This window comes from Amycolatopsis sp. CA-211722 (genome assembly GCF_056828465.1).
Genome location: NZ_CP184752.1, coordinates 874,244 through 895,072, shown reverse-complemented (window position 1 = coordinate 895,072; position 20,829 = coordinate 874,244). Strand labels below are relative to the sequence as shown.

17 protein-coding genes are annotated in these 20,829 nt (G+C 68.4%); 10 read left to right on the top strand and 7 right to left on the bottom strand.

What is annotated here, in order from left to right; genetic code table 11:
• Nucleotides 1-66: 66 nt before the first annotated feature.
• Together ACOCEP_RS04385 and ACOCEP_RS04380 are read right to left on the bottom strand one after the other, a co-directional pair.
• A complete protein-coding gene (locus tag ACOCEP_RS04385; RefSeq protein ID WP_482335889.1) occupies nt 67-564 on the bottom strand; it encodes a hypothetical protein in 498 nt (165 codons plus the stop codon).
• A 57-nt stretch (nt 565-621) separates the two neighbouring features.
• On the bottom strand, nt 622-1,212 hold the full coding sequence (locus ACOCEP_RS04380; protein WP_016337026.1) for an SACE_7040 family transcriptional regulator: 591 nt from the start codon (nt 1,210-1,212) through the stop codon (nt 622-624).
• 151 nt (nt 1,213-1,363) lie between these two features.
• On the opposite strand from ACOCEP_RS04380, the gene ACOCEP_RS04375 reads away from it, so the two are divergent.
• The 8 genes from ACOCEP_RS04375 (at nt 1,364) to ACOCEP_RS04340 (ending at nt 10,695) form a co-directional block, all read left to right on the top strand.
• Nucleotides 1,364-2,173 (top strand): SGNH/GDSL hydrolase family protein, encoded by an 810-nt coding sequence (locus tag ACOCEP_RS04375; RefSeq protein WP_482335888.1) that lies wholly within the window; start codon nt 1,364-1,366, stop codon nt 2,171-2,173.
• Between the two features lie 146 nt (nt 2,174-2,319).
• Nucleotides 2,320-3,933 (top strand): carboxyl transferase domain-containing protein, encoded by a 1,614-nt coding sequence (locus tag ACOCEP_RS04370; protein ID WP_482335887.1) that lies wholly within the window; start codon nt 2,320-2,322, stop codon nt 3,931-3,933.
• 175 nt (nt 3,934-4,108) lie between these two features.
• Nucleotides 4,109-6,094 (top strand): acetyl/propionyl/methylcrotonyl-CoA carboxylase subunit alpha, encoded by a 1,986-nt coding sequence (locus ACOCEP_RS04365; protein WP_482335886.1) that lies wholly within the window; start codon nt 4,109-4,111, stop codon nt 6,092-6,094.
• Nucleotides 6,091-7,245, top strand: coding sequence for an acyl-CoA dehydrogenase family protein (locus tag ACOCEP_RS04360; RefSeq protein ID WP_482335885.1), 1,155 nt, complete (start codon nt 6,091-6,093; stop codon nt 7,243-7,245). The genes ACOCEP_RS04365 and ACOCEP_RS04360 overlap by 4 nt, the downstream gene beginning before the upstream one ends.
• Before the next feature lie 43 nt (nt 7,246-7,288).
• Nucleotides 7,289-8,056: a type I methionyl aminopeptidase gene (map, locus tag ACOCEP_RS04355; protein ID WP_482335884.1), complete on the top strand. Its 768-nt coding sequence runs from the start codon at nt 7,289-7,291 to the stop codon at nt 8,054-8,056.
• 9 nt (nt 8,057-8,065) lie between these two features.
• Complete coding sequence (locus ACOCEP_RS04350) at nt 8,066-8,572, top strand: GNAT family N-acetyltransferase (RefSeq protein WP_038508728.1); 507 nt, start codon at nt 8,066-8,068, stop codon at nt 8,570-8,572.
• Nucleotides 8,573-8,658: 86 nt separating this feature from the next.
• Entirely contained in the window at nt 8,659-9,522 is an 864-nt protein-coding gene (locus ACOCEP_RS04345) for an SDR family oxidoreductase (RefSeq protein ID WP_482335883.1), read from the top strand.
• Nucleotides 9,523-9,639: 117 nt separating this feature from the next.
• Complete coding sequence (locus ACOCEP_RS04340) at nt 9,640-10,695, top strand: alpha/beta fold hydrolase (RefSeq protein WP_482335881.1); 1,056 nt, start codon at nt 9,640-9,642, stop codon at nt 10,693-10,695.
• On the opposite strand, the gene ACOCEP_RS04335 is transcribed toward ACOCEP_RS04340, so the two are convergent.
• The 5 genes from ACOCEP_RS04335 to ACOCEP_RS04315 form a co-directional block, all read right to left on the bottom strand.
• Nucleotides 10,659-11,666 (bottom strand): MASE1 domain-containing protein, encoded by a 1,008-nt coding sequence (locus ACOCEP_RS04335; protein WP_482335880.1) that lies wholly within the window; start codon nt 11,664-11,666, stop codon nt 10,659-10,661. The two genes, ACOCEP_RS04340 and ACOCEP_RS04335, sit on opposite strands and share 37 nt — an antisense overlap.
• Before the next feature lie 342 nt (nt 11,667-12,008).
• A complete protein-coding gene (locus ACOCEP_RS04330) occupies nt 12,009-13,217 on the bottom strand; it encodes an acyl-CoA dehydrogenase family protein (RefSeq protein ID WP_007033833.1) in 1,209 nt (402 codons plus the stop codon).
• An 18-nt stretch (nt 13,218-13,235) separates the two neighbouring features.
• Nucleotides 13,236-14,531, bottom strand: coding sequence for an acyl-CoA dehydrogenase family protein (locus tag ACOCEP_RS04325; protein WP_395860681.1), 1,296 nt, complete (start codon nt 14,529-14,531; stop codon nt 13,236-13,238).
• Nucleotides 14,532-14,792: 261 nt separating this feature from the next.
• Nucleotides 14,793-15,998 carry a low temperature requirement protein A gene (locus tag ACOCEP_RS04320; RefSeq protein ID WP_482335879.1) on the bottom strand — a complete coding sequence of 402 codons (1,206 nt, stop codon included), beginning with the start codon at nt 15,996-15,998 and terminating at the stop codon, nt 14,793-14,795.
• Nucleotides 15,999-16,036: 38 nt separating this feature from the next.
• Nucleotides 16,037-17,224 carry a TetR/AcrR family transcriptional regulator gene (locus ACOCEP_RS04315; protein WP_482335878.1) on the bottom strand — a complete coding sequence of 396 codons (1,188 nt, stop codon included), beginning with the start codon at nt 17,222-17,224 and terminating at the stop codon, nt 16,037-16,039.
• A gap of 145 nt (nt 17,225-17,369) precedes the next feature.
• On the opposite strand from ACOCEP_RS04315, the gene ACOCEP_RS04310 reads away from it, so the two are divergent.
• The gene (locus ACOCEP_RS04310) at nt 17,370-18,581 is read left to right on the top strand and encodes an acetyl-CoA C-acetyltransferase (protein ID WP_360121778.1); all 1,212 of its coding nucleotides are present in this window, start codon (nt 17,370-17,372) and stop codon (nt 18,579-18,581) included.
• A 10-nt stretch (nt 18,582-18,591) separates the two neighbouring features.
• Nucleotides 18,592-20,763, top strand: coding sequence for a 3-hydroxyacyl-CoA dehydrogenase NAD-binding domain-containing protein (locus ACOCEP_RS04305; RefSeq protein ID WP_482335877.1), 2,172 nt, complete (start codon nt 18,592-18,594; stop codon nt 20,761-20,763).
• Nucleotides 20,764-20,829: the final 66 nt, after the last annotated feature.

Below are 20,829 nucleotides of genomic sequence, written 5' to 3'. Positions count from 1 at the left end.
AAGTGGCTTTCGCAACGCGTTCCCGCTGTCCGGCTGATCACGCGAGCCGTCCACGAGCGCGAGCGGCTAGTCCGCGACGGCGTCCGAGATCCAGGGCGCCACCGGCAGATCCCTGTCCAGGCATTCCGCCGACAGCCGGATCGTCCACCGCAGCGCCTGCAACACGAGACTGTCGACCTCGTCCGGCGCGGCGTTGGCGAGCGCGATCTCGACCTGTTCCTGCGCGGCCTCGCTGTTGCCGTGCACCTCGGCCAGCAGCGTGCGGACGGCCGTGCGCACGGGCGGGTCCGCTTGGTCGATCGAGACCTCTTCACCGTCCTCGTCGAACACCTGGACCTTGACCGGCGCGCTGCCGCCGTCACCGAGGGTCGACACCATCGCGCTGCACTCGCCGAAGAGCATCATCACGAGCTCTTTGGTCTCTTCGGAGCGGGCTTGAGGCTCGAGGGCGGTCGGCGTGAGCTCGTCGAGCGCCTCGGCGTCCTCACCGAGGCTGATCGCCACGAGCGCACGCTGCGCCTTTTCGACGAGCCTCCGCTCGTACTCGCTCCTGTCGGGCTCCACGTGCCTATCAAACACCAGCGGACGGAAAAGTGGGGATAGGACGAAACCCGGTAGTGGTCACTTGGCGGAGTGCAGTGCACCCAGCGCGAGGCGGCAGAGCATTTCGGCCAGTTCGCTGTCACCGAGATGGCGGTTGTACGGCGTCGAGTTGATCAACCCGAAGACCGCGTGCGCCGCCGACCGCGCCTGCCGCTCGCCGATCCCGGGGACTGCGTCGCTGATCGCGCGTACCCACACTTCGACGTACTGGCGTTGCAGGGCACGGACCTGTTTGCGGTCACTGTCGGTGAGATTCGCGAGGTTGCGTTCTTGGACGGTGATCAACGCGGGATGCGTGAGCGCGAAGTCGACGTGGAAGTCCACCAGCGCTTCGAGGACCTCGCCCGGCTCGTCCCGCTGGCTCGCCCTCGCCGTCCCGCCGTCGAGGAGGTAGCGGCTGATCGAGTTCAGCATCTCGCCGAGGATGGCGTCCTTGCTGCGGAAATGCCGGTACAGCGCCGGACCCGAGATGCCGACGGCCGCGCCGATGTCGTCGATGCCGACGCCGTGGAAACCGTGATGGGCGAAGAGCTCGGCGGCGGCGGCCATGATCTGTTCACGCCTGTTCGCCTTCTCGCCGTTCACGAGTGGGGTGGGGTTCGCCGGCATCTGGCCATATTAAGGCCGCGTGTTAGCGAGCGCTAACACGCGGCCGTACTTCCAGCCTGAGCCAAGTGGGCTACCTGGGGAAATGACCCTTTTGCGTGGGGCTACCACCTGGTAATGCTGTCTCTCGTTAACTTGTCACGAAGGAGTGACCATGGCCGTCCCTGCTCGGATCAAAGCTCTTTCCTTCACTCGTTTAGGTGCGGCCCTGGGGGTCGCTGTCCTCGCCACCTTCGGTCTCGCGGGCACCGCCCAAGCGGCGACCAACTACGTGGCGCTCGGTGACTCGTACTCGTCCGGCGTCGGTGCCGGCAGCTACGGGAACTCGGGCGATTGTATGCGCAGTGCCAACGCCTATCCCCAGCTGTGGGCCAACGCCCACGCCGGGACCACCTTCAAGTTCGTCGCGTGCTCGGGGGCGCGCACCGGCGACGTCCTCAACCAGATCGCGAACGTCACCTCCAGCACCACGCTGGTGACGGTCTCGGTCGGCGGCAACGACGCCGGGTTCGCCGACGTCATGACCACGTGCACCACCGGCAGCGACTCGACCTGCGTCAACCGGGTCAACACCGCGAAGAACTACGTGAACAACACGCTTCCCGGGCTGCTGAACAACGTCTACAGCAAGATCAAGTCGAAGGCGCCCAGCGCGAAGCTGGTCGTCCTGGGGTACCCGCGCTTCTACACGGTGCCGGGTTCGTGCTCGGTCGGGCTGAGCGACACCAAGCGCTCGGCGATCAACTCGGGTTCCGACGCGCTGGCGTCGGTGCTCTCGGCCCGTGCCGCCGCGCACGGCGCGAAGTTCGTCGACGTGCGGGGCGCCTTCACCGGGCACAACATCTGCTCGTCGGCCGACGACTACCTGCACAGCCTCACCTGGCCGATCGTGAACTCGTACCACCCGACGGTCGCCGGCCAGCGTGGCGGCTACTACAACCCGCTGGTCTCCGCGATCGGCTGATTTCCAGTACGTGAAGGCCCCCTTCATTGCGCTAGGCGCAATGAAGGGGGCCTTCACGTACTTCCGGGGTGCGGTGGACAGAGAGGGTTAGTGGGCGTTAACCTGACGACGCGAGTTAACGACGGCTAACTTGGCGACGAGGAGCCATGGACACACCCGTACTGAGCACTTCCGCCGATCCGGGCAGCGACGAGTACGCCCGCAGCGTCACCTCCCACGCCGAGCTGGTCGAAGACCTGCGCAAGCGGCTCGCCGCCGCCCGGCTCGGGGGCCCGGAGAAATCCCGCACCCGCCACGTCGAGCGGGGCAAACTCCTGCCGCGCGACCGGGTCGACACCCTCCTCGACCCGGGTTCGCCGTTCCTGGAGCTGTCCCCGCTGGCCGCCACCGGACTGTACGACGACGAGGCGCCTTCGGCCGGGATCATCACCGGGATCGGGCGGGTCTCGGGCCGCGAATGCGTGATCGTCGCCAACGACGCGACGGTCAAGGGCGGCACGTACTACCCGATGACGGTCAAGAAGCACCTGCGCGCGCAAGAGGTCGCGCTGCACAACAACCTGCCGTGCGTCTACCTGGTGGACTCCGGCGGCGCGTTCCTGCCGAGGCAGGACGAGGTCTTCCCGGATCGTGAGCACTTCGGCCGGATCTTCTTCAACCAGGCCACGATGTCCGCGCGCGGTATCCCGCAGATCGCCGCGGTGCTCGGCTCCTGCACGGCGGGTGGCGCGTACGTCCCGGCGATGAGCGACGAAGCGGTCATCGTGCGGAACCAGGGCACCATCTTCCTCGGCGGCCCGCCGCTGGTGAAGGCCGCGACGGGCGAGGTCGTCACGGCCGAGGAGCTCGGCGGCGGCGACGTCCACTCGCGCCAGTCCGGCGTCACCGACCACCTGGCCGAAGACGACGCCGACGCCTTGCGCATCGTTCGCTCGATCGTGTCGACCTTGGGCCCGCGTACGCCGCGTCCGTGGGACGTCCTCCCGACGGAGGCCCCGGTCGCCGACCCGAACGAGCTGTACGGCGTCGTCCCGACCGACCCGCGCGTGCCCTACGACGTCCGCGAGGTCATCGCGCGGATCGTCGACGGCAGCCGGTTCGGCGAGTTCAAGAAGGAGTACGGCTCGACGCTGGTCACCGGGTTCGCCCGGATCCACGGCCACCCCGTCGGCATCATCGCGAACAACGGCGTGCTGTTCGCCGAGTCCGCGATGAAGGGCGCGCATTTCATCGAGCTGTGCGACAAACGCTCGATCCCGCTGCTGTTCCTGCAGAACATCACCGGTTTCATGGTCGGCCGCGCCTACGAGGCGGGCGGTATCGCCAAGCACGGCGCGAAGATGGTCACCGCGGTGGCCTGCGCGCGGGTGCCGAAGCTGACCGTCGTCATCGGCGGCTCGTTCGGCGCCGGCAACTATTCGATGTGCGGCCGCGCATACTCGCCGCGGTTCCTGTGGATGTGGCCGAACGCGCGGATCTCGGTGATGGGTGGCGAGCAGGCGGCATCGGTGCTGTCCACCGTGCGCCGCGACGCCATCGAGGCACGCGGCGGCGAATGGTCCGCTGAGGACGAAGAGGCCTTCAAGGACCCGATCCGCGACCAGTACGAGGCGCAGGGGAGCCCGTACTACTCGACGGCGCGGCTCTGGGACGACGGCGTGATCGACCCGGCGGACACCCGCACGGTGCTCGGCCTCGCGCTGTCGGCGACGGCCAACGCGCCTTTGTCCGATGTCAACTACGGCGTCTTCAGGATGTGAGCGCGACGATGCAGAGGATCGCTCGACTCGGCCGAAGCCGGCGCGCATGCCGTCCGGAGGACTCGCGAACGTGGAGGCGGGCCGCCCTGGACACACGAATCGAGATCGACTCGCCAACGAGCGGCCTGGCTACGCGTTCGCGATCGCGCGCCGCCGGAAAACACAGGATGTGAGCATGTTCGACACGGTTCTGGTCGCCAACCGCGGGGAGATCGCGGTCCGCGTGATCCGCTCGCTGCAGGGGCTCGGCATCCGTTCGGTCGCGGTGTACAGCGACGCGGACGCCGACGCCCGGCACGTGCGCGAGGCGCACACGGCTGTCCGTATCGGCCCCGCCGAAGCGGCGAAGAGCTATCTGTCCATTCCCGCGATCGTCCAGGCGGCGCTCGACACCGGCGCGCAGGCGGTCCACCCCGGCTACGGCTTCCTCGCGGAGAACGCGGAATTCGCCCGCGCGTGCGCCGAGGCCGGTCTGGTCTTCATCGGTCCGCCGGTCGCGGCCATCGACGCCATGGGCGACAAGATCCGCGCCAAGGCCACGGTCTCCAAGGCCGGGGTCCCGGTCGTACCCGGCGCGTCCGATGTGGACATTCCCGAGGGTGGTTTCGCGGCCGCCGCCGAGAAGGTCGGGTTCCCGCTGCTGCTCAAGCCGTCCGCCGGTGGTGGCGGCAAGGGGATGCGGCTCGTCACCGAACTGTCCGAATTGGACGCCGCAGTCGAGTCCGCCCGCCGTGAGGCCAAGGGTTCCTTCGGTGACGACACCCTGCTCATGGAGCGGTTCGTCACCACGCCGCGCCACATCGAGATCCAGGTGCTCGCCGACACGCACGGCAATGTGATCCACCTCGGCGAGCGTGAGTGCAGCCTGCAGCGGCGGCACCAGAAGATCATCGAGGAGGCGCCGTCCGTGCTCCTCGACGAAGCCACGCGCGCGAAGATGGGCGCGTCCGCTGTCGAGGCCGCGCGCTCGGTCGGGTACGTCGGCGCGGGGACGGTCGAGTTCATCGTTTCGGCCACCGCGCCCGACGAGTTCTTCTTCATGGAGATGAACACCCGGCTCCAGGTCGAGCATCCGGTGACCGAGCTGGTGACCGGGCTCGATCTCGTGGAGTGGCAGGTCAAGATCGCCGCCGGCGACGTGCTCACCGTGGCGCAGGACGACGTCCGGCTGGACGGCCACGCCGTCGAAGCCCGGGTCTACGCCGAAGATCCCGCTCGCGGTTTCATCCCGACGGGCGGCACCGTGCTCGCGGTCCACGAGCCGTCCGGCGAGGGCGTGCGCGTCGACTCGTGGATGAGCGAGGGCGCGGTCATCGGCTCGAACTACGACCCGATGCTGGCCAAGGTCATCGCCTGGGGGCCGGATCGCGCGGCCGCGTTGCACCGGCTCGATCTGGCGCTGGCGGACACCGCACTGCTCGGCCTCGGCACCAACGTCGCTTTCCTGCGCGGGCTACTCGCCGACGGCGACGTCCGAGACGGCAAGATCGACACCGGTCTCGTCGACCGGCGACTGTCCACTTTGGTCTCCGAGGAGGTGCCGCCGGAGTTCTTCGTGGCGGCGGCGCTCGACCGGCTGCTCTCCCTGCAGCCCCAGGGAGACGTCGTCGATCCGTGGGACGTCCCGGACGGCTGGCGGCTCGGCGGTTCGGGCGGGATCGACTTCGCGCTGAAGTCGGGAAGCTCCGAAGCCGTGGTGCGCGTTCAGGGCACTCCGGCGAACGCGCTCGTCAGCGTGGACGGCGCCGAGCCGGTGAAGGTGTCCGCGCGTCGCCTCGGCGACCTGCTGGAAGTCCGGCATCCCACCGGTTTCCACCGCTACCGGCACTCGGCCGGGAGCGGGCGGACGGTGTGGCTCGCGCGCGACGGGCACAGCTTCGCCATCGGCGAGCGTGAACGGCTGCGTTCGGCCGCCGGTGCCGCGGGCGGCGCCGGACCGGTCACCAGCCCGATGCCCGGGACCGTGCTCGTGGTCAAGGCCGCCGCCGGTGACGTGGTGACCGCCGGGACCCCGCTCGTGGTCGTCGAGGCGATGAAGATGGAGCACACGATCACCGCGCCGATCGACGGCGTGGTGAGCGAACTCCCCGTCCGGGCCGGCCAACAGGTCGCGCTGGACGAGACGGTAGCCGTCGTGACACCCCAAAAGGATGAGCAATGATCGACTTTCGGCTGGATGACGAGTACGAGGCGCTGCGCAAGACGGTCGAGGAGTTCGCGCGCTCCGAGGTCGCCCCGGTCATCGGCGACCTCTACGAACGGGAGGAGTTCCCGTACGAGATCGTCGCGAAGATGGCCGAGATGGGGCTGTTCGGCCTGCCGTTCCCCGAGGAGTACGGCGGCATGGGCGGCGACTACTTCGCGCTCTGCCTGACCCTGGAGGAATTGGCGCGCGTCGATTCCTCGGTCGCGATCACCGTCGAGGCGGGTGTTTCCCTGGGGGCCATGCCGATCTACCGGTTCGGCACCGAGGAACAGAAGGAGAAGTGGCTCCCGGCGCTGTGCGCCGGCACCGCGCTCGGCGCCTTCGGGCTCACCGAACCCGGCGGCGGCTCGGACGCGGGCGCCACCCGCACGCGGGCGAAACTCGACGGCGACACCTGGGTGATCAACGGCAGCAAGTCGTTCATCACCAACTCCGGCACCGACATCACGAAACTGGTCACGGTCACCGCCGTCACCGACGTGAAGGAGAACGGGCGCAAGGAGATCTCGGCGATCATCGTCCCGTCCGGCACGCCGGGCTTCGCCGTCGCGCCGAAGTACTCCAAGGTCGGCTGGAACTGCTCGGACACGCACGAGCTCTCGTTCGACGACGTCCGTGTCCCGGCCGAGAACCTGGTCGGCGAACGCGGCCGCGGCTATGCCCAGTTCCTGTCCATTTTGGACGAAGGCCGGGTCGCGATCGCCGCGCTGAGCGTCGGGCTCGCGCAGGGCTGCGTCGACGAATGCCTGCGGTACGTCAAGGAGCGCGAGGCGTTCGGGCACAAGATCGGCGAGTACCAGGCGATCCAGTTCAAGATCGCCGACATGGAGGTGCGCACGCACACGGCGCGGCTGGCGTACTACGCGGCGGCGTCGAAGATGCTGCGCGGTGAGCCGTTCAAGAAGGAGGCGTCGATCGCGAAGCTCGTCGCGTCGAACGCCGCGATGGACAACTCGCGCGACGCGACGCAGATCTTCGGCGGGTACGGCTTCATGAACGAGTTCCCGGTGAGCCGCTTCTACCGGGACGCGAAGATCCTGGAGATCGGCGAGGGGACCTCGGAGGTGCAGCGGATGCTGATCGCGCGGCACCTCGGCGTGGCCTGACGCCCTTGACCATGCCGATAACTATACCGGTATAGTTATCGGCATGGTCGAGTTGAAATCCGCCGCCGAGCTGGACGCCATGCGTGAGTCCGGTCGTGTCGTGGCGCAGACGTTGCAAGCGGCGAAAGAGGCGTCGGCGATCGGCGTGAGCCTGAAAGAGCTGGACGAGATCGCCGCGCAGGTGATCAGGGACGCCGGCGCGAAGCCGTCGTTCCTCCATTACCGCCCGCATTCCGCGCCGACCCCGTTCCCCGCCGTGATCTGCGCGAGCGTCAACGACGCCGTGGTCCACGGCATCCCGTCGGACTACCGCCTTCGTGACGGCGACCTGGTCAGCATCGACGCCGGCGCCTGCATCGACGGCTGGCACGGCGACGCGGCGATCAGTTACGTCGTCGGCGAGGCCGATCCCGCCGACCTCGAACTCATCGCGACCACCGAGCGCGCGCTGGCCGCGGGGATCGCCGCCGCGCAGGTGGGCGGCAGGATGGGCGATATCTCCCACGCCGTCGGCACTGTCGGTCGCGAAGCGGGCTACGGACTCCTCGCCCACCACGGCGGCCACGGGATCGGCCGCAGCATGCACGAGGACCCGCATCTGCCGAACGAGGGCAGGCCGGGGCGCGGCATGCGTCTCCAGCCGGGGCTGGTGCTGGCGATCGAGCCGATGCTCATCGCCGACGGCCGCGACGCCTATCGGACCGACGACGACGGCTGGATGCTGCGCACCATCCGCGGCGCCAGGGCCGCGCACGTCGAGCACACGGTCGCGATCACCACAGAAGGTCCGCGTGTCCTCACGATGTTGTAGAACGGAAGGATGAGCGACTTCATCATCCGCCAGGGTGGTTCTGGGGATTTTCAAACGTTGCTGGACATGTTCGACGAGGTCGTCGCGTGGCTCGCCTCGCGCGGCAGTGAAGGACAGTGGGGGACCGAGCCGTGGTCCACGATCCCGAAGCGGGTCGAGCGGGTGCGCGGGATGGCCGACGGACCGGGGCTGTACCTCGCCGAGATCGACGGCGAGGTGGCCGGGGCGATCATCCTCGGGGACCGGTTCCCGCATGTCTCGCCGGTCGACGAGCCGGAGATCTACATCGGCCTGCTGCTGACCTCGCGCCGGTTCACCGGGCACCGGGTCGGCTCGCGGCTCATCGAGTTCGCGCTGGCCGAGGCGCGGGAACGCGGTATCGGGCTGGTGCGGGTCGACTGCTGGGCCGGTGGCGACGGCGACTTGCAGCGCTACTACGAGAGCCAGGGCTTCAAGCCGACGGAACGTTTCGACGTCAAGGGCTGGATCGGGCAGGTCTTCGAGCAGCGGCCGTAGGACTGGCGTCGCCGCGGCTTCCGGTGCACCATAGTTGACACATCGCCAACAGTGCCCCGGACAGTGAAGTCGCAGAGGAGACCGGCATGGCCAAGCGTGAACGTTCTCTGGCAGGCAAGGTCGTCGTGATCACCGGAGCGGCGCAGGGCATCGGGGCGAGTACCGCGACGGCGCTGTCCCGGCTCGGCGCCAAGGTGGTCATCGGCGACCTGGACCAGGTCCTCGCCGAGAAGACCGCGGCCGAACTGGGTGCCGAGGCGCTGCCGCTCGACGTCACCGACACGAAGGGCTTCACCGAGTTCCTCGACGAGGTCGAGCGGCGCGTCGGCCCGATCGACGTGCTGATCAACAACGCGGGCATCATGCCGCTCGCGCCGCTCGATGAAGAGGACGACGCGGCCACTCGCAGGCTGCTCGAAATCAACCTGCACGCGGTCATCCACGGCACCAGGGAAGCCGTGAAACGGATGCGCCCGCGTGGCACCGGCCACATCGTCAACATCGCCTCGATGGCGGGTAAGGCCGGATTCCCCGGCGCCGCGACCTACTGCGCGACGAAACACGCCGTCGTCGGTTTGTCGGAATCGGTGCATCTGGAATTGCACGGGACCGGCGTGCTGGTGTCGTGCGTGATGCCCGCGGTGGTGCGCACGGAACTGGCCAGCGGGCTCGGAGAGGCGAAGTTCTTCAAATCGGTGCAGCCCGAAGATGTGGCGCAGGCCATTGTCGATGCGTTGCGCCGTCCCAAGTTCGACGTCTTCGTTCCCGCATCGCTGGACGCCATGGGCAGGATCACACGACTGCTTCCGCGTCGTCTCGGCGAAGGGCTGCTCCGTGCGCTCGGCGGAGACAAGATTCTGTCCTCCGCAACGCATTCCTCCGCCCGCGCGGAGTACGAATCGCGGGCGGCGCGGAGTGCCCCGGCGGCGGAAAAGGGGACTGATTCTTAACTCGGACGGCCTAGCAACTGTCCGAAATGGACGGCCTGTGACGGCGGCGGTGTTGAGTCGTGCGCTCCCAAGCGGCAAGATTACGTCTTACCGCGTTGATTCCCCAGGAGGCACACCATGGCCACACCCCCGGCACGGCTCGCCGCCGCCGCGTCGAACGTCGTCGGGAAGGTGCTGCACGGTGGTGTCGCGGATCTTCGCCCGGTGCCGCGCGTCCTGATCGACCAGGGGCCCAATCGCTCCCTCTACCGGCTGACCAACGGCAAGGGACCCCAGGAGGGCCCGCCGGTGCTGCTGGTGCCGCCGCTGGCCGCGCCCGCGCTGTGCTTCGACCTGCGCCGCGGCTGCAGCCTCGCCGAGCACCTGGTCGAGGGCGGCCGCAACACCTACCTCGTCGACTACGGGAACGTCGCCTTCTCCGACCGGCGCCTCGGCATCGAGCACTGGATCGAGGAGGTGCTCCCGCGTGCGATCCGCAAGGTCAGCGAGGACTCCGGCGGCCAGGGTGTGCACGTCGTCGCCTGGTGCCTCGGCGGGATCTTCTCCCTGCTGACCACCGCCGACCAGCCCGATCTGCCGATCGAGTCGATCGCGACCATCGCGTCGCCGTTCGACTTCACCGCGATCCCGCTGATCGCCCCGTTCCGCCCGCTGGTGGATCTCACCGGCGGCCATCTGCTGACCCCGTTCTACCGGGCGCTCGGCGGTGCACCGTCCTATTTGGTCAGCCGCGTCTTCCGCGCGACCGGGATCAGCAAGGAGATCACCAAACCCCTCGCCATCCTGAAGAATCTCGACGACCGGGACTATCTGGCGCAGATCGAGGCCGTCGACCACTTCATGGACAACATGATCGCCTACCCCGGGCGGACGTTCGGCCAGATCTACCACCGGTTCTTCCGCGCCAACGACCTCGCCGAGGGCACGGTCGACCTCAACGGCCGCATCATCGCGCTGTCCGGGGTCAAGGTGCCGACGCTGGTCATCGCCGGGCAGAACGACACGATCGCGCCGCGCGCCGCCGTCGAACGGCTCACCGAGCTGCTGGACAACTCGCCGTCGGTGACCTTCGAGACCGCGCCCGGTGGCCACCTCGGCGTCCTCACCGGCCGGAAGGCGCGCGGGACCACGTGGCGCTATCTCGACCGGTTCCTCGACGACCAGGCCGCCTGAGCCCCGGCGTCTTCGCGCTGGGTCATGGCGCTGCGCATCGACTCGCGTGGCGCGATCAGGTCCACCATTTCGCTGATTCGCCGCCAGGCGTCGGTGAGCTCGGCGGTCGCACGATCGCGTTGCAGGACGACCGTGGACAGCACGAGCGCGGTGAGGCCGACCGTGGCGTCGAAGGCCTGGACGTGCAGCATCCGGACCGCCAGCTCGTAGGAACCGTAAGGGCCTAGGCCGCGGATGGCGGCGAAGATCGTGACGCTGCAGACGCACAAGGAGCACAGCAGCGCCCCGGCCTGCCGGAAGCGCAGCGCCGCCCACACGAGCACGGGGAAGACCAGGAACAGCTTCGCCGTCGTCGTGGACGCGAGGACGGCCGTGCCGAGACCGAAGAGCACGAGCGCCGCCGCCTCACCCCAGCGGCTGAGCGGAACCCGCTTGGGCACGCGGAATCTCGGCGCGAGAAGCAGGAGCGGCGTGACCGTCAGGACACCCATCGCGTCGCCGGTCCACCACACGAGCGCGGTCGCCCAGAAATCGCCGGGGCTCAGCGCGCCGCCGAAGACCAGCACGCCGGTGCCCAGTGCGGCGCTGACGGCCGTGCCCCCGATCGCTCCGATCACCACCAGGAGGACGGCGTCGGGAAGCCGGTCGAGCTCGGTGCGGAAACCCAGCCGCCGCATGACCGCGTACGCCAGCATCGGGCCGGCCGTGTTGCCCAGGGAGATCACCAGCACCGTGCCCACTGAGGGCCCGAGCGCGATGTTCGTCAGGAGCGCGCCGAGGAAAATGCCCGGCCAGAACCGCGGGCCCAGCAGCATCGGCACTGCCAGCGCGATCCCGGCGGCCGGCCACAGCGGTGAGATCTGCTCCCGCACGATCGCCCACTGGATCCCGATCTGGGCGGTGGCGAAGTAGCAGACCGTGACCGCGAGGACGATGAGACACCAGCGTGCGGCAGGGGGAAGCGGTCTCATCGCGACTCCGGCCTTCGCGGGCAAAGGAAGCTAAGAGAGTACCTCTGCCAGGTCACCACGAAGGTGTTGTCTCAATGGTGGAAATAAACGGGCTCGTGAGTGGCAAGGACGGTTGCCGCCATGGCTTCCGGGTGCTGCCGGTCTCAGCCTCACGGTTTGTGGCGGTGTGTCGCGAAAGCCACTTTCGCGACGTCTGGTGTCCCGAAAGTGGCTTTCGCGACATGATCGCCACGGCGTTACCGCGCCCGGCAACGGCCGACGTTGCGAAAGCCACTTTCGCAACCTTCAACGTTGCGAAAGTGGCTTTCGCAACCCACGGTTGCCGCCCACGAGCCTCGCGCCTTACTTGAGCTCCGCGCTCGTCTTGCCGAGAATCCGGCGCGCCACGATCAGCTGCTGGATCTGTTGCGTGCCTTCGAAGATGTCCAGGATCTTCGCGTCCCGGCTCCACTTCTCCAGCAGCGATTCCTCGGTGTAGCCCAGGGTTCCGGCCAGCTCGACGCATTTCAGCGTGATCTCGACGACCGACCGGCCCGCCTTCGCCTTGGCCATCGAGGCCTGCAGCGAGTTCGGCTTGCGGTTGTCGGCCATCCACGCCGACTCCATGGTCAGCAGGTACGCCGCTTCGTAGTCCGCCTCCAGCTGCAGGAACGTGGCGGCCGCCGCGTGCTGGCTGTGGACGGGCTTGTCGTAGTCGATGGTCACGCCGGCGTCGGTGAGGATCTTCCGGGTCTCCTCCAGCGCCGCGCGGGCGACACCGATGGCCATGGCGGCGACGAGCGGGCGGGTGTTGTCGAAGGTCTGCATGACCCCGGCGAAACCCTTGGCGGTGTCGATCTCGGGCGTACCGAGGAGGTTCTCCTTCGGCACACGGACGTTCTCGAAGCGCAGTACGGCGGTGTCGGAGGCGCGGATGCCGAGTTTGTGCTCGACGCGCACCACCTCGAAACCGGGCGTGCCCTTCTCGACGACGAACGACTTGATCGCCGCGCGGCCCTTCGTCTTGTCCAGGGTGGCCCAGACGACGACGGCGTCGGCGCGCTCGCCCGCGGTCACGAAGATCTTCTCGCCGTTGATCACGTACTCGTCGCCGTCCAGCCGCGCGGTCGCGGTGATCGCGGCGGAGTCCGAGCCGCAGTCCGGTTCGGTGATCGCCATCGCGGCCCACAGCCCGGAGAACTTCTTGAGCTGCTCGTCGGTGGCGACCGAGCCGATGGCGGCGTTGCCGAGCCCTTGGCGCGGCATGGACAGCAGCAGACCGACGTCGCCCCAGCACATCTCGATCGTGCCGAGCACGATGTTGAGGTTGGAACCGTTGCGGTTGCCCGGTTTCTCGTTCTTCTCGGACCGGCGGACCCCCGCCGCGCCCGCGCCGCCCTCGCCGGAGGAGTTCAGCCCGTCCAGCAGCGCGGCGAACATGTCGAGTTCGGCCGGGTAGGTGTGCTCGGCGCGGTCGTACTTGCGCGAGATCGGCCGGAACACCTCGGCCGCGGCCTGGTACGCCTGGTTGATCAGGGTGCCGGCCTTCTTCGGAACCTCAAGGTTGATCATGATTGCCTTTCGAAAGTCCTAGAGAAGGACGGCGCCTTCCATGACGCCGATCGCACGGAGGTCGCGGTACCAGCGCTCGACCGGGTGTTCCTTGACGAACCCGTGCCCGCCGAGCAGCTGCACCCCGGCGCTGCCGATCTGCATTCCCTTGTCGGCGGCCAGTTTCCGGGCCAGCGCGACCTCGCGGGCGTACGGCTTGCCCTGTTCGGCGCGGGCGGCGGCGCGGAGCGCGACCAGCCGCAGTCCTTCCAGCTCGATGGCGATGTCGGCCACCGAGAACGCGACGGCTTGGCGGTGGCTCACCGGTTCGCCGAACGCCTTGCGCTCGTTGACATACGGCACCACGTAGTCGAGGACGGCCTTCGCGGTCCCGGCGGCCAGCGCGGCCCAGCCGAGGCGCGAGAGCCGGACGACCTCGGTGAAGACCTCGGCCTTGCCGCCGCCGAGCAGCGCTCCGGCGGGCAGGGCGACCTTCTCCAGGTGCAGTTTCCCGGTCGCCGCGCCGCGCAGACCCATCGCCGGTTCGGACTCGATGGTGACGCCGGAGTTCGAAGACTCGACGAGGAACAGCGCCGGGCCGCGTCCTTCGAGGTCGGCCGACACGATGAACAGCTCGGCGTCCGCGGCCCGCGGGACCAGCGACTTCACGCCGTCGAGCTGGTAGCCCTTCGGCGTGCGGCGGGCCTTCGTGGCAGGCTTGAACGGGTCGAACAGCGCGGTGCGCTCCTGCAGCGCGAGCGCCGCGGCCGGGACGTTCTCGCCGACGAACGCGGGCAGATAGTCCGCCTGCTGCTGCTCGTCGCCGTAGGACACCAGCGCGGTGCTGACCGCGGACGGCGCGAGCACCGCGACCGCGAGCCCCAGGTCGCCGTGCGCGAGGGCCTCGGCGACCAGCGCGTTCGTGACCACCGACCGTTCGGTGCCGACGCCGCCCAGCTCCTCGGGGATGCCGACGAGCGTGATGCCGAGTTCGGCGGCGCGGCTCAGCAGACCCTCGGGGGCCTGGAGCTTCGCGTCGGCGTCGGCCGCGGCGGGCCGCAGCTGCTCGGCCGCGAACTCCGTCACGGTTTCGACGATGAGCTGCTGATCCTCACTCGGGGTGAGGTCGAACAGTCCCGTGTCCTCGGCCGGCGCGAGCCGCGCGGGCTTGCCGAGCTTCTGGGCGGATTTGAAGGTCCGTCCCGCCGCGCCCGCGACCCGGAAGCCGTTGCGCGTCCCGGCACTGACCAGGTTCTGCACGGGCTTCCGAAGTCCGGCCCGTTCAATGACCTTGCTCCCGGCCAGCCGGGTGAGCGCGGACAGGCCAAGGCCCATCGCGTCTCGTTTCCTAGGCGCACCCACGGTGAGTCTCCCTGCCTCGCTTACCTACTCGTGAGTAGGTTAACTCCCTTCGAGTGGATGCGCTACCACGGGGGAGGCGAACGTCACGCCGATGAGTGATTCCGGGGGTGGAGGAGTCCCGGATTACTCACGAGGCGGCAGCTTTCGATGACGCCTGCGTCGCAGAAGGTTGCGAAAGCCACTTTCGCAACCTTGAACGTTGCGAAAGTGGCTTTCGCAACGGCAGTCCCCGGCTCACGGCGTCCCGACCAACGGCCGATTCGCCAGCTTGCGCCTCTCGAACAGCACCAGCGCGACCGCGGCCACCGCCACGACGCCGACCAGCACGATCGCCGGCACCAGCTCCAGCAACGGCGTCGCCGCCAGCAAGAGCACCGCGAGCACCAGCCGCTGCACGTTCCACGATCCCAAGTTCCGCTTCCGCAGCCCGCTCAACGCGATCAGATAGAGCGCGAGCCCGCCGGTCAGCGCCCAGATCGGCGTCCCGTGCAGACCGTCGGAAAGGCTGTGGTGCTCGGTGTCGGACACGTACAGCAGCGATTTCTTCAGCCCCAGCGCCACGAGCACGATCCCGGCGATGAGCGGGAGGTGCAGGAACGTGTACGTGTCCGTCCCGATCCGCACCCGCTCGACACCCTCGGCGCGCTTCAGGTTGCGCTCGGAAACGTGCGAGACGACGGCGAAGTACATCCACCACATCGCCGAAGCGAGCGTGAGCCCGAAGACGGCGGCCAGCGTGATCGGCCAGGACATCGGGTACGAGCTGATCCCGATGCCGATCGCCACGATCGACTCGCCGAGCGCGATGATCACGATCAGCCCGAACCGCTCGGCGAAATGGCCGGGCTGGTGCAGCCGCCAGTCCGAGGAGCGGGTCCGGAAGACGTTGACGTAGTCGGCGAGCAGCGCGACCGCCCAGATACCGAGCTGCGCCCAGCCTGAGAAGAACGCCGCGACGGTCAGCAGCGCGACGCTCGGCAGCAGCCCGACGAACATCTTCAGGACGACCTTGCGCAGCTCGGGATCGGTCCGGGCGGCGCCGAAGTACGCGGTGAGATGCAGCAGCCGCACCAGGAAGTAGCAGCCGACGAACATCAGCGGCGCGTACAGGCCGCCGGGCAGGTCGGTGAACGCCTCCGGGATGGTCAGCGAGACCAGGAACATCGTCCCCATCGCGGCGAACATCGCGAGCTGGGCGATACCGCGGTCGACGTGCAGGGTGTTGGCCAGCCAGGCGTAGGCGCACCAGCACCACCACAGCACGGCGATCATCGCCACGCCCTGTCCGATGCCGAGCGGGCTGAGGTGATCGGCCATCAACTGCGTGGTCTGGGTGATGGCGTAGACGAAGACCAGATCGAAGAAGAGCTCCAGCGTGGTGACCTTGTGGTCTTCGTCCCGGGTCACCAGATGCAGGCCGCGTTTCGTGGGCACGCGCATATCGTGCCCGGCGGGCCTTTGCGGAACACGCGAGTTTGCTAAGAGCTGACTTTCAAGACGGCGTGCGTCAGCGCGGTCAGCTCGGCCTCGAAGTTCGGGCGGCCGTTGACCCGCCGGGTGCGCGCGAGGTCGTTCGCGATGGTCAGCGCCGCGTGCACGGTGATCTTCACTTCGCGCAGGCTCAGTTCCGGGTGGACTTCCGACGTGAGCGCGATCCAGCGCGCGACGTAGTCACGCTGGACCCGGATCAGATCCGCCTTGTCGCGTTCCGGCAGCTCCATGGGGCTGCCGGAGAAGGACACCAGCAGCTCGGGCGTGCGCAGCAGAGTGTGCACATAGGACGCCGCGAGCCTGCGGAGCGCGTCGCGTTCGTCGTCGGTCCGCAACGCGCGTTCCGCGGCGAGCGCCAGCCGGTCGGCCGCTCGATGCCCGATCGCCACCATCAGCGCGGCCTTGCTGGGGAAGTGCCGGTACACGCTCGGGCCGGCGATCCCGGCGGCGGCGCCGATCTCCTCCATGCTCACCGAGCGGAAACCGCGTCGCCCGAACAGCTCGGTCGCCGCGGCGAGGATCTGCTCGCGGCGGGACGGCTCGCCGAGCGCCATCGACGGCGTCTCCTCCGGCGTCTCCTCGGGTTCGGGGAGTGTGACATGCAGCACCGACTCCGCCAGCTGTACGAGGATCTGCGCGAAGCGTTTCTTCGCCACGGACGTGTGATGCACGGAGACACTGCCGAACACGCTCAGCCCCGCCCAGCACAGCAGCTCGGCGTCGTCGGCGGTCAGTTCCGGACGCAACGCGCGCAGCGCCTTGGACCACGCTTCGAGCACCGCGCCGGACCGGCGGCGGATCTCCCGCCGTTCCTCCCGGGGCAGATGCCTGCCCTCCCAGCGCCACAGCGCGGCGACCTCGCGCCGCTCCACCGCCTGCGCGGCGAGGGTGCCCAAGAGGGCGTTGACCTGGGCGGGAACGGGAAGACCGTCGGCGAGCGTCTCGGTGGTGGCCGCCTCCATGTCGTCGATGCCGGAGAGCACGACGTAGGACAGCACGGCCTGTTTGTCCGCGAAATGCCGGTACAGCGCGGGCCCGGTGATCCCGGCCGCGGCGGCGATGTCGTTGATGCCGACGCCGTGGAACCCGCGGGCGCGAAAGAGCTCCGCGGCGAGGCCGGCCAGCTGGGCCTTGCGGTCGCGCGGTCGCGGTGAACGCTCGGTCGGGTGATCCATAGGTGAACACACGATAGCGCCGGTTGCGTGCATCGCAACCCATTGACACCATGGGGTTATCGCGGTTTATGTTAATCGGCATTAGCATGACTACTGGCCGGTACGTTCCGTCCTGATACAGCGCCGTACGCGGAGGAGTTTTTCTGTGAGTAGCGAGGCCTACATCTACGAGGCGATCCGTACGCCTCGCGGCAAGAACAAGGGCGGTGCCCTCCACGGCACCAAGCCGGTCGATCTCGTGGTCGGCCTCATCGAAGAACTGAAGGTCCGGCACCCGAACCTCGACCCCGCCGTGATCGACGACATCGTCCTCGGGGTCGTGTCCCCGGTCGGCGAGCAGGGCGCCGTGATCGCGCGCACCGCCGCCTTGAACGCGGGGCTTCCCGAGTCCGTAGCCGGTGTGCAGCTGAACCGCTTCTGCGCCTCCGGTCTCGAAGCCACCAACACCGCCGCGCAGAAGGTGCGCTCCGGCTGGGACCAGCTGATCATCGCCGGTGGCGTCGAGTCGATGTCGCGCGTGCCGATGGGCTCCGACGGCGGCGCGTTGTTCATGGACCCGGCCACCGCGTACGACAACTACATCGTCCCGCAGGGCACCGGTGCCGACCTGATCGCGACCATCGAGGGCTTCTCCCGCGAGGACGTCGACGCGTGGGCCGTGCGTTCGCAGGAAAAGGCCGAAGCGGCCTGGTCCGGCGGCTACTTCGCGAAGTCCGTCGTCCCGGTGAAGGACATCAACGGTGTCACGATCCTCGACCACGACGAGCACCGTCGCCCCGGTAGCACCGTCGAGGGCCTCGGCAAGCTCAAGCCCGCCTTCGCCGGTATCGGCGAGCTGGGCGGCTTCGACGCCGTCGCGCTGCAGAAGTACCACTCGGTGGAGAAGATCAACCACGTCCACACCGGCGGAAACTCGTCCGGCATCGTCGACGGCGCCGCGGTGGTGCTGGTCGGCAACGAGCAGATCGGCAAGGACTTCGGCCTGACCCCGCGCGCCCGCATCGTGGCGACCGCGACCGTCGGCTCCGAGCCCACGATCATGCTCACCGGCCCGACCCCGGCCACCGAGAAGGTCCTCAAGATCGCCGGCCTCACCCCGGACGACATCGACCTGTGGGAGCTGAACGAGGCCTTCGCCTCGGTCGTCCTCAAGTGGATCAAGGACCTGCACCTCGACGAGGAGAAGGTCAACGTCAACGGCGGCGCCATCGCGATGGGGCACCCGCTGGGCGCCACCGGCGCGATGCTGGTCGGCACCGTCGTCGACGAGCTGGAGCGCCGTCAGGCGCGCCGCGCCCTGGTCACCCTGTGCATCGGCGGCGGCATGGGCGTCGCGACCATCATCGAGCGGGTCTGAGGAAGAGACAATGACTGAAGCGAAGACCATCCGCTGGGAGCAGGACGCCGACGGCATCGTCGTGCTCACCCTGGACGACCCGAAGCAGTCCGCCAACACGATGAACGCCGACTTCCGCGAGTCGCTCGGCGTCGTCGTCGACCGCCTGGAGGCGGAGAAGGACACCATCACCGGTGTCGTCCTCACCTCGGCCAAGAAGACCTTCTTCGCCGGCGGCGACCTCAACGACCTGATCCAGGCCAAGCCGGAGAACGCGGCCGAGATCACCGAGAGCAGCGCCCTGATGAAGGGCCAGATGCGCCGGCTCGAGCAGCTGGGCAAGCCGGTCGTGGCCGCCATCAACGGCGCCGCGCTCGGCGGCGGCCTCGAACTCGCGCTCGCGACGCACCACCGCATCGCGGCCGACGTCAAGGGCAGCCAGATCGGCCTCCCCGAGGTCACCCTCGGCCTGCTCCCCGGCGGCGGTGGAGTGGTCCGCACCGTGCGCCTGCTGGGCATCCAGAGCGCGCTGCTGAACGTGCTGCTGCAGGGCCAGCGGCACCGCCCGGCCAAGGCCAAGGAACTCGGCCTCGTGCACGAGCTCGTCGGCACCGTCGAGGAACTGGTCCCGGCCGCGAAGGCGTGGATCAAGGCCAACCCCGAGGGCGGCGTGCAGCCGTGGGACGTCAAGGGCTACAAGATCCCGGGCGGCACCCCGTCGAACCCGAGCTTCGCGGCGAACCTGCCCGCGTTCCCGGCGAACCTGCGCAAGCAGATCAAGGGCGCCAACATGCCGGCCCCGCGGGCGATCCTTGCCGCGGCCATCGAGGGCTCGCAGGTCGACTTCGACACCGCGATCACCGTCGAGACGCGCTACTTCATCAGCCTCGCCACCGGCCAGGTCTCGAAGAACATGACGAAGGCGTTCTTCTTCGACCTGCAGAGCATCAACTCCGGTGGCTCCCGTCCGGACGGCTTCGAGAAGTACACCGCCAAGAAGGTCGGCGTCGTCGGCGCGGGCATGATGGGCGCCGCGATCGCGTACGTCTCGGCGAAGGCCGGCATCGACGTCGTGCTCAAGGACGTCACCCTCGAAGGCGCCGAAAAGGGCAAGGGCTACGCGGTCAAGCTGGAGGAGAAGGCTCTCTCCCGCGGCAAGACCACGCAGGAGAAGTCCGACGCGCTGCTCGCCAAGATCAAGCCGACCGACAAGGCGGAGGACTTCGCCGGCGTCGACTTCGTGATCGAGGCCGTCTTCGAGAGCGTCGAGCTGAAGCACAAGGTGTTCCAGGAGATCGAGGGCATCGTCAACCCCGACGCCGTGCTCGGTTCCAACACCTCCACGCTGCCGATCACCGCGCTCGCCGAGGGCGTGCAGCGGACCGAGGACTTCATCGGGATCCACTTCTTCTCGCCGGTGGACAAGATGCCGCTGGTCGAGATCATCTGCGGTGAGAAGACCTCGCCCGCCACGCTGGCGAAGGTCTTCGACTACACCCTGCAGATCAAGAAGACCCCGATCGTCGTCAACGACAGCCGTGGCTTCTTCACCTCGCGCGTCATCGGCACGTTCCTCAACGAGGCCGTGGCCGCGCTGGGCGAGGGTGTCGAGCCGGCGTCGATCGAGCAGGCCGGTTCGCAGGCCGGGTACCCGGCCCCGCCGCTGCAGCTGATGGACGAGCTGACCCTGACGCTGCCGCGCAAGATCCGCAAGGAGACCCGCGAAGCGATCGAGGCCGCCGGCGGCACCTGGAACGCGCACGCGTCCGAGGGCGTCATCGACCGGATGGTGGAGGAGTTCGACCGCAAGGGTCGTTCCACCGGCTCGGGCTTCTACGACTACGACGAGTCGGGCAAGCGGACCGGTCTCTGGCCGGGCCTGCGCGACGCGTTCAAGTCGGGCAGCGCCGAGGTCCCGTTCGAGGACCTCAAGGAGCGGATGCTGTTCGCCGAGGCGCTCGAGACCGTGAAGTGCTTCGACGAAGGCGTGCTCACCACCGTCGCCGACGCCAACATCGGCTCGATCTTCGGTATCGGCTTCCCGGCGTGGACCGGTGGTGTCATCCAGTACATCAACCAGTACGAGGGTGGCCTGCAGGGCTTCGTCGACCGCGCGCGTGAGCTCGCGGAGCGCTACGGCGACCACTTCACCCCGCCCGCTTCGCTGGTCGAGAAGGCCGCGAAGGGCGAGATCTACGAATAAGCACGTGCTATGAAAGGCCCCTTCATTGCGAAATTTGCAATGAAGGGGCCTTTCATGTCATCCGGG

Bases quoted from the DNA above. Each gene is read 5' to 3' on its own strand.
- ACOCEP_RS04370 (WP_482335887.1), top strand. From the start codon at position 2,320: ATGGACACACCCGTACTGAGCACTTCCGCCGATCCGGGCAGCGACGAG.
- ACOCEP_RS04325 (WP_395860681.1), bottom strand. From the start codon at position 14,531: ATGGGCCTTGGCCTGTCCGCGCTCACCCGGCTGGCCGGGAGCAAGGTC.
- ACOCEP_RS04365 (WP_482335886.1), top strand. From the start codon at position 4,109: ATGTTCGACACGGTTCTGGTCGCCAACCGCGGGGAGATCGCGGTCCGC.
- ACOCEP_RS04340 (WP_482335881.1), top strand. From the start codon at position 9,640: ATGGCCACACCCCCGGCACGGCTCGCCGCCGCCGCGTCGAACGTCGTC.
- ACOCEP_RS04375 (WP_482335888.1), top strand. From the start codon at position 1,364: ATGGCCGTCCCTGCTCGGATCAAAGCTCTTTCCTTCACTCGTTTAGGT.
- ACOCEP_RS04380 (WP_016337026.1), bottom strand. From the start codon at position 1,212: ATGCCGGCGAACCCCACCCCACTCGTGAACGGCGAGAAGGCGAACAGG.
- ACOCEP_RS04305 (WP_482335877.1), top strand. From the start codon at position 18,592: ATGACTGAAGCGAAGACCATCCGCTGGGAGCAGGACGCCGACGGCATC.
- ACOCEP_RS04360 (WP_482335885.1), top strand. From the start codon at position 6,091: ATGATCGACTTTCGGCTGGATGACGAGTACGAGGCGCTGCGCAAGACG.
- ACOCEP_RS04330 (WP_007033833.1), bottom strand. From the start codon at position 13,217: ATGATCAACCTTGAGGTTCCGAAGAAGGCCGGCACCCTGATCAACCAG.
- ACOCEP_RS04315 (WP_482335878.1), bottom strand. From the start codon at position 17,224: ATGGATCACCCGACCGAGCGTTCACCGCGACCGCGCGACCGCAAGGCC.
- ACOCEP_RS04320 (WP_482335879.1), bottom strand. From the start codon at position 15,998: ATGCGCGTGCCCACGAAACGCGGCCTGCATCTGGTGACCCGGGACGAA.
- ACOCEP_RS04345 (WP_482335883.1), top strand. From the start codon at position 8,659: ATGGCCAAGCGTGAACGTTCTCTGGCAGGCAAGGTCGTCGTGATCACC.
- ACOCEP_RS04335 (WP_482335880.1), bottom strand. From the start codon at position 11,666: ATGAGACCGCTTCCCCCTGCCGCACGCTGGTGTCTCATCGTCCTCGCG.
- ACOCEP_RS04350 (WP_038508728.1), top strand. From the start codon at position 8,066: ATGAGCGACTTCATCATCCGCCAGGGTGGTTCTGGGGATTTTCAAACG.
- map (WP_482335884.1), top strand. From the start codon at position 7,289: ATGGTCGAGTTGAAATCCGCCGCCGAGCTGGACGCCATGCGTGAGTCC.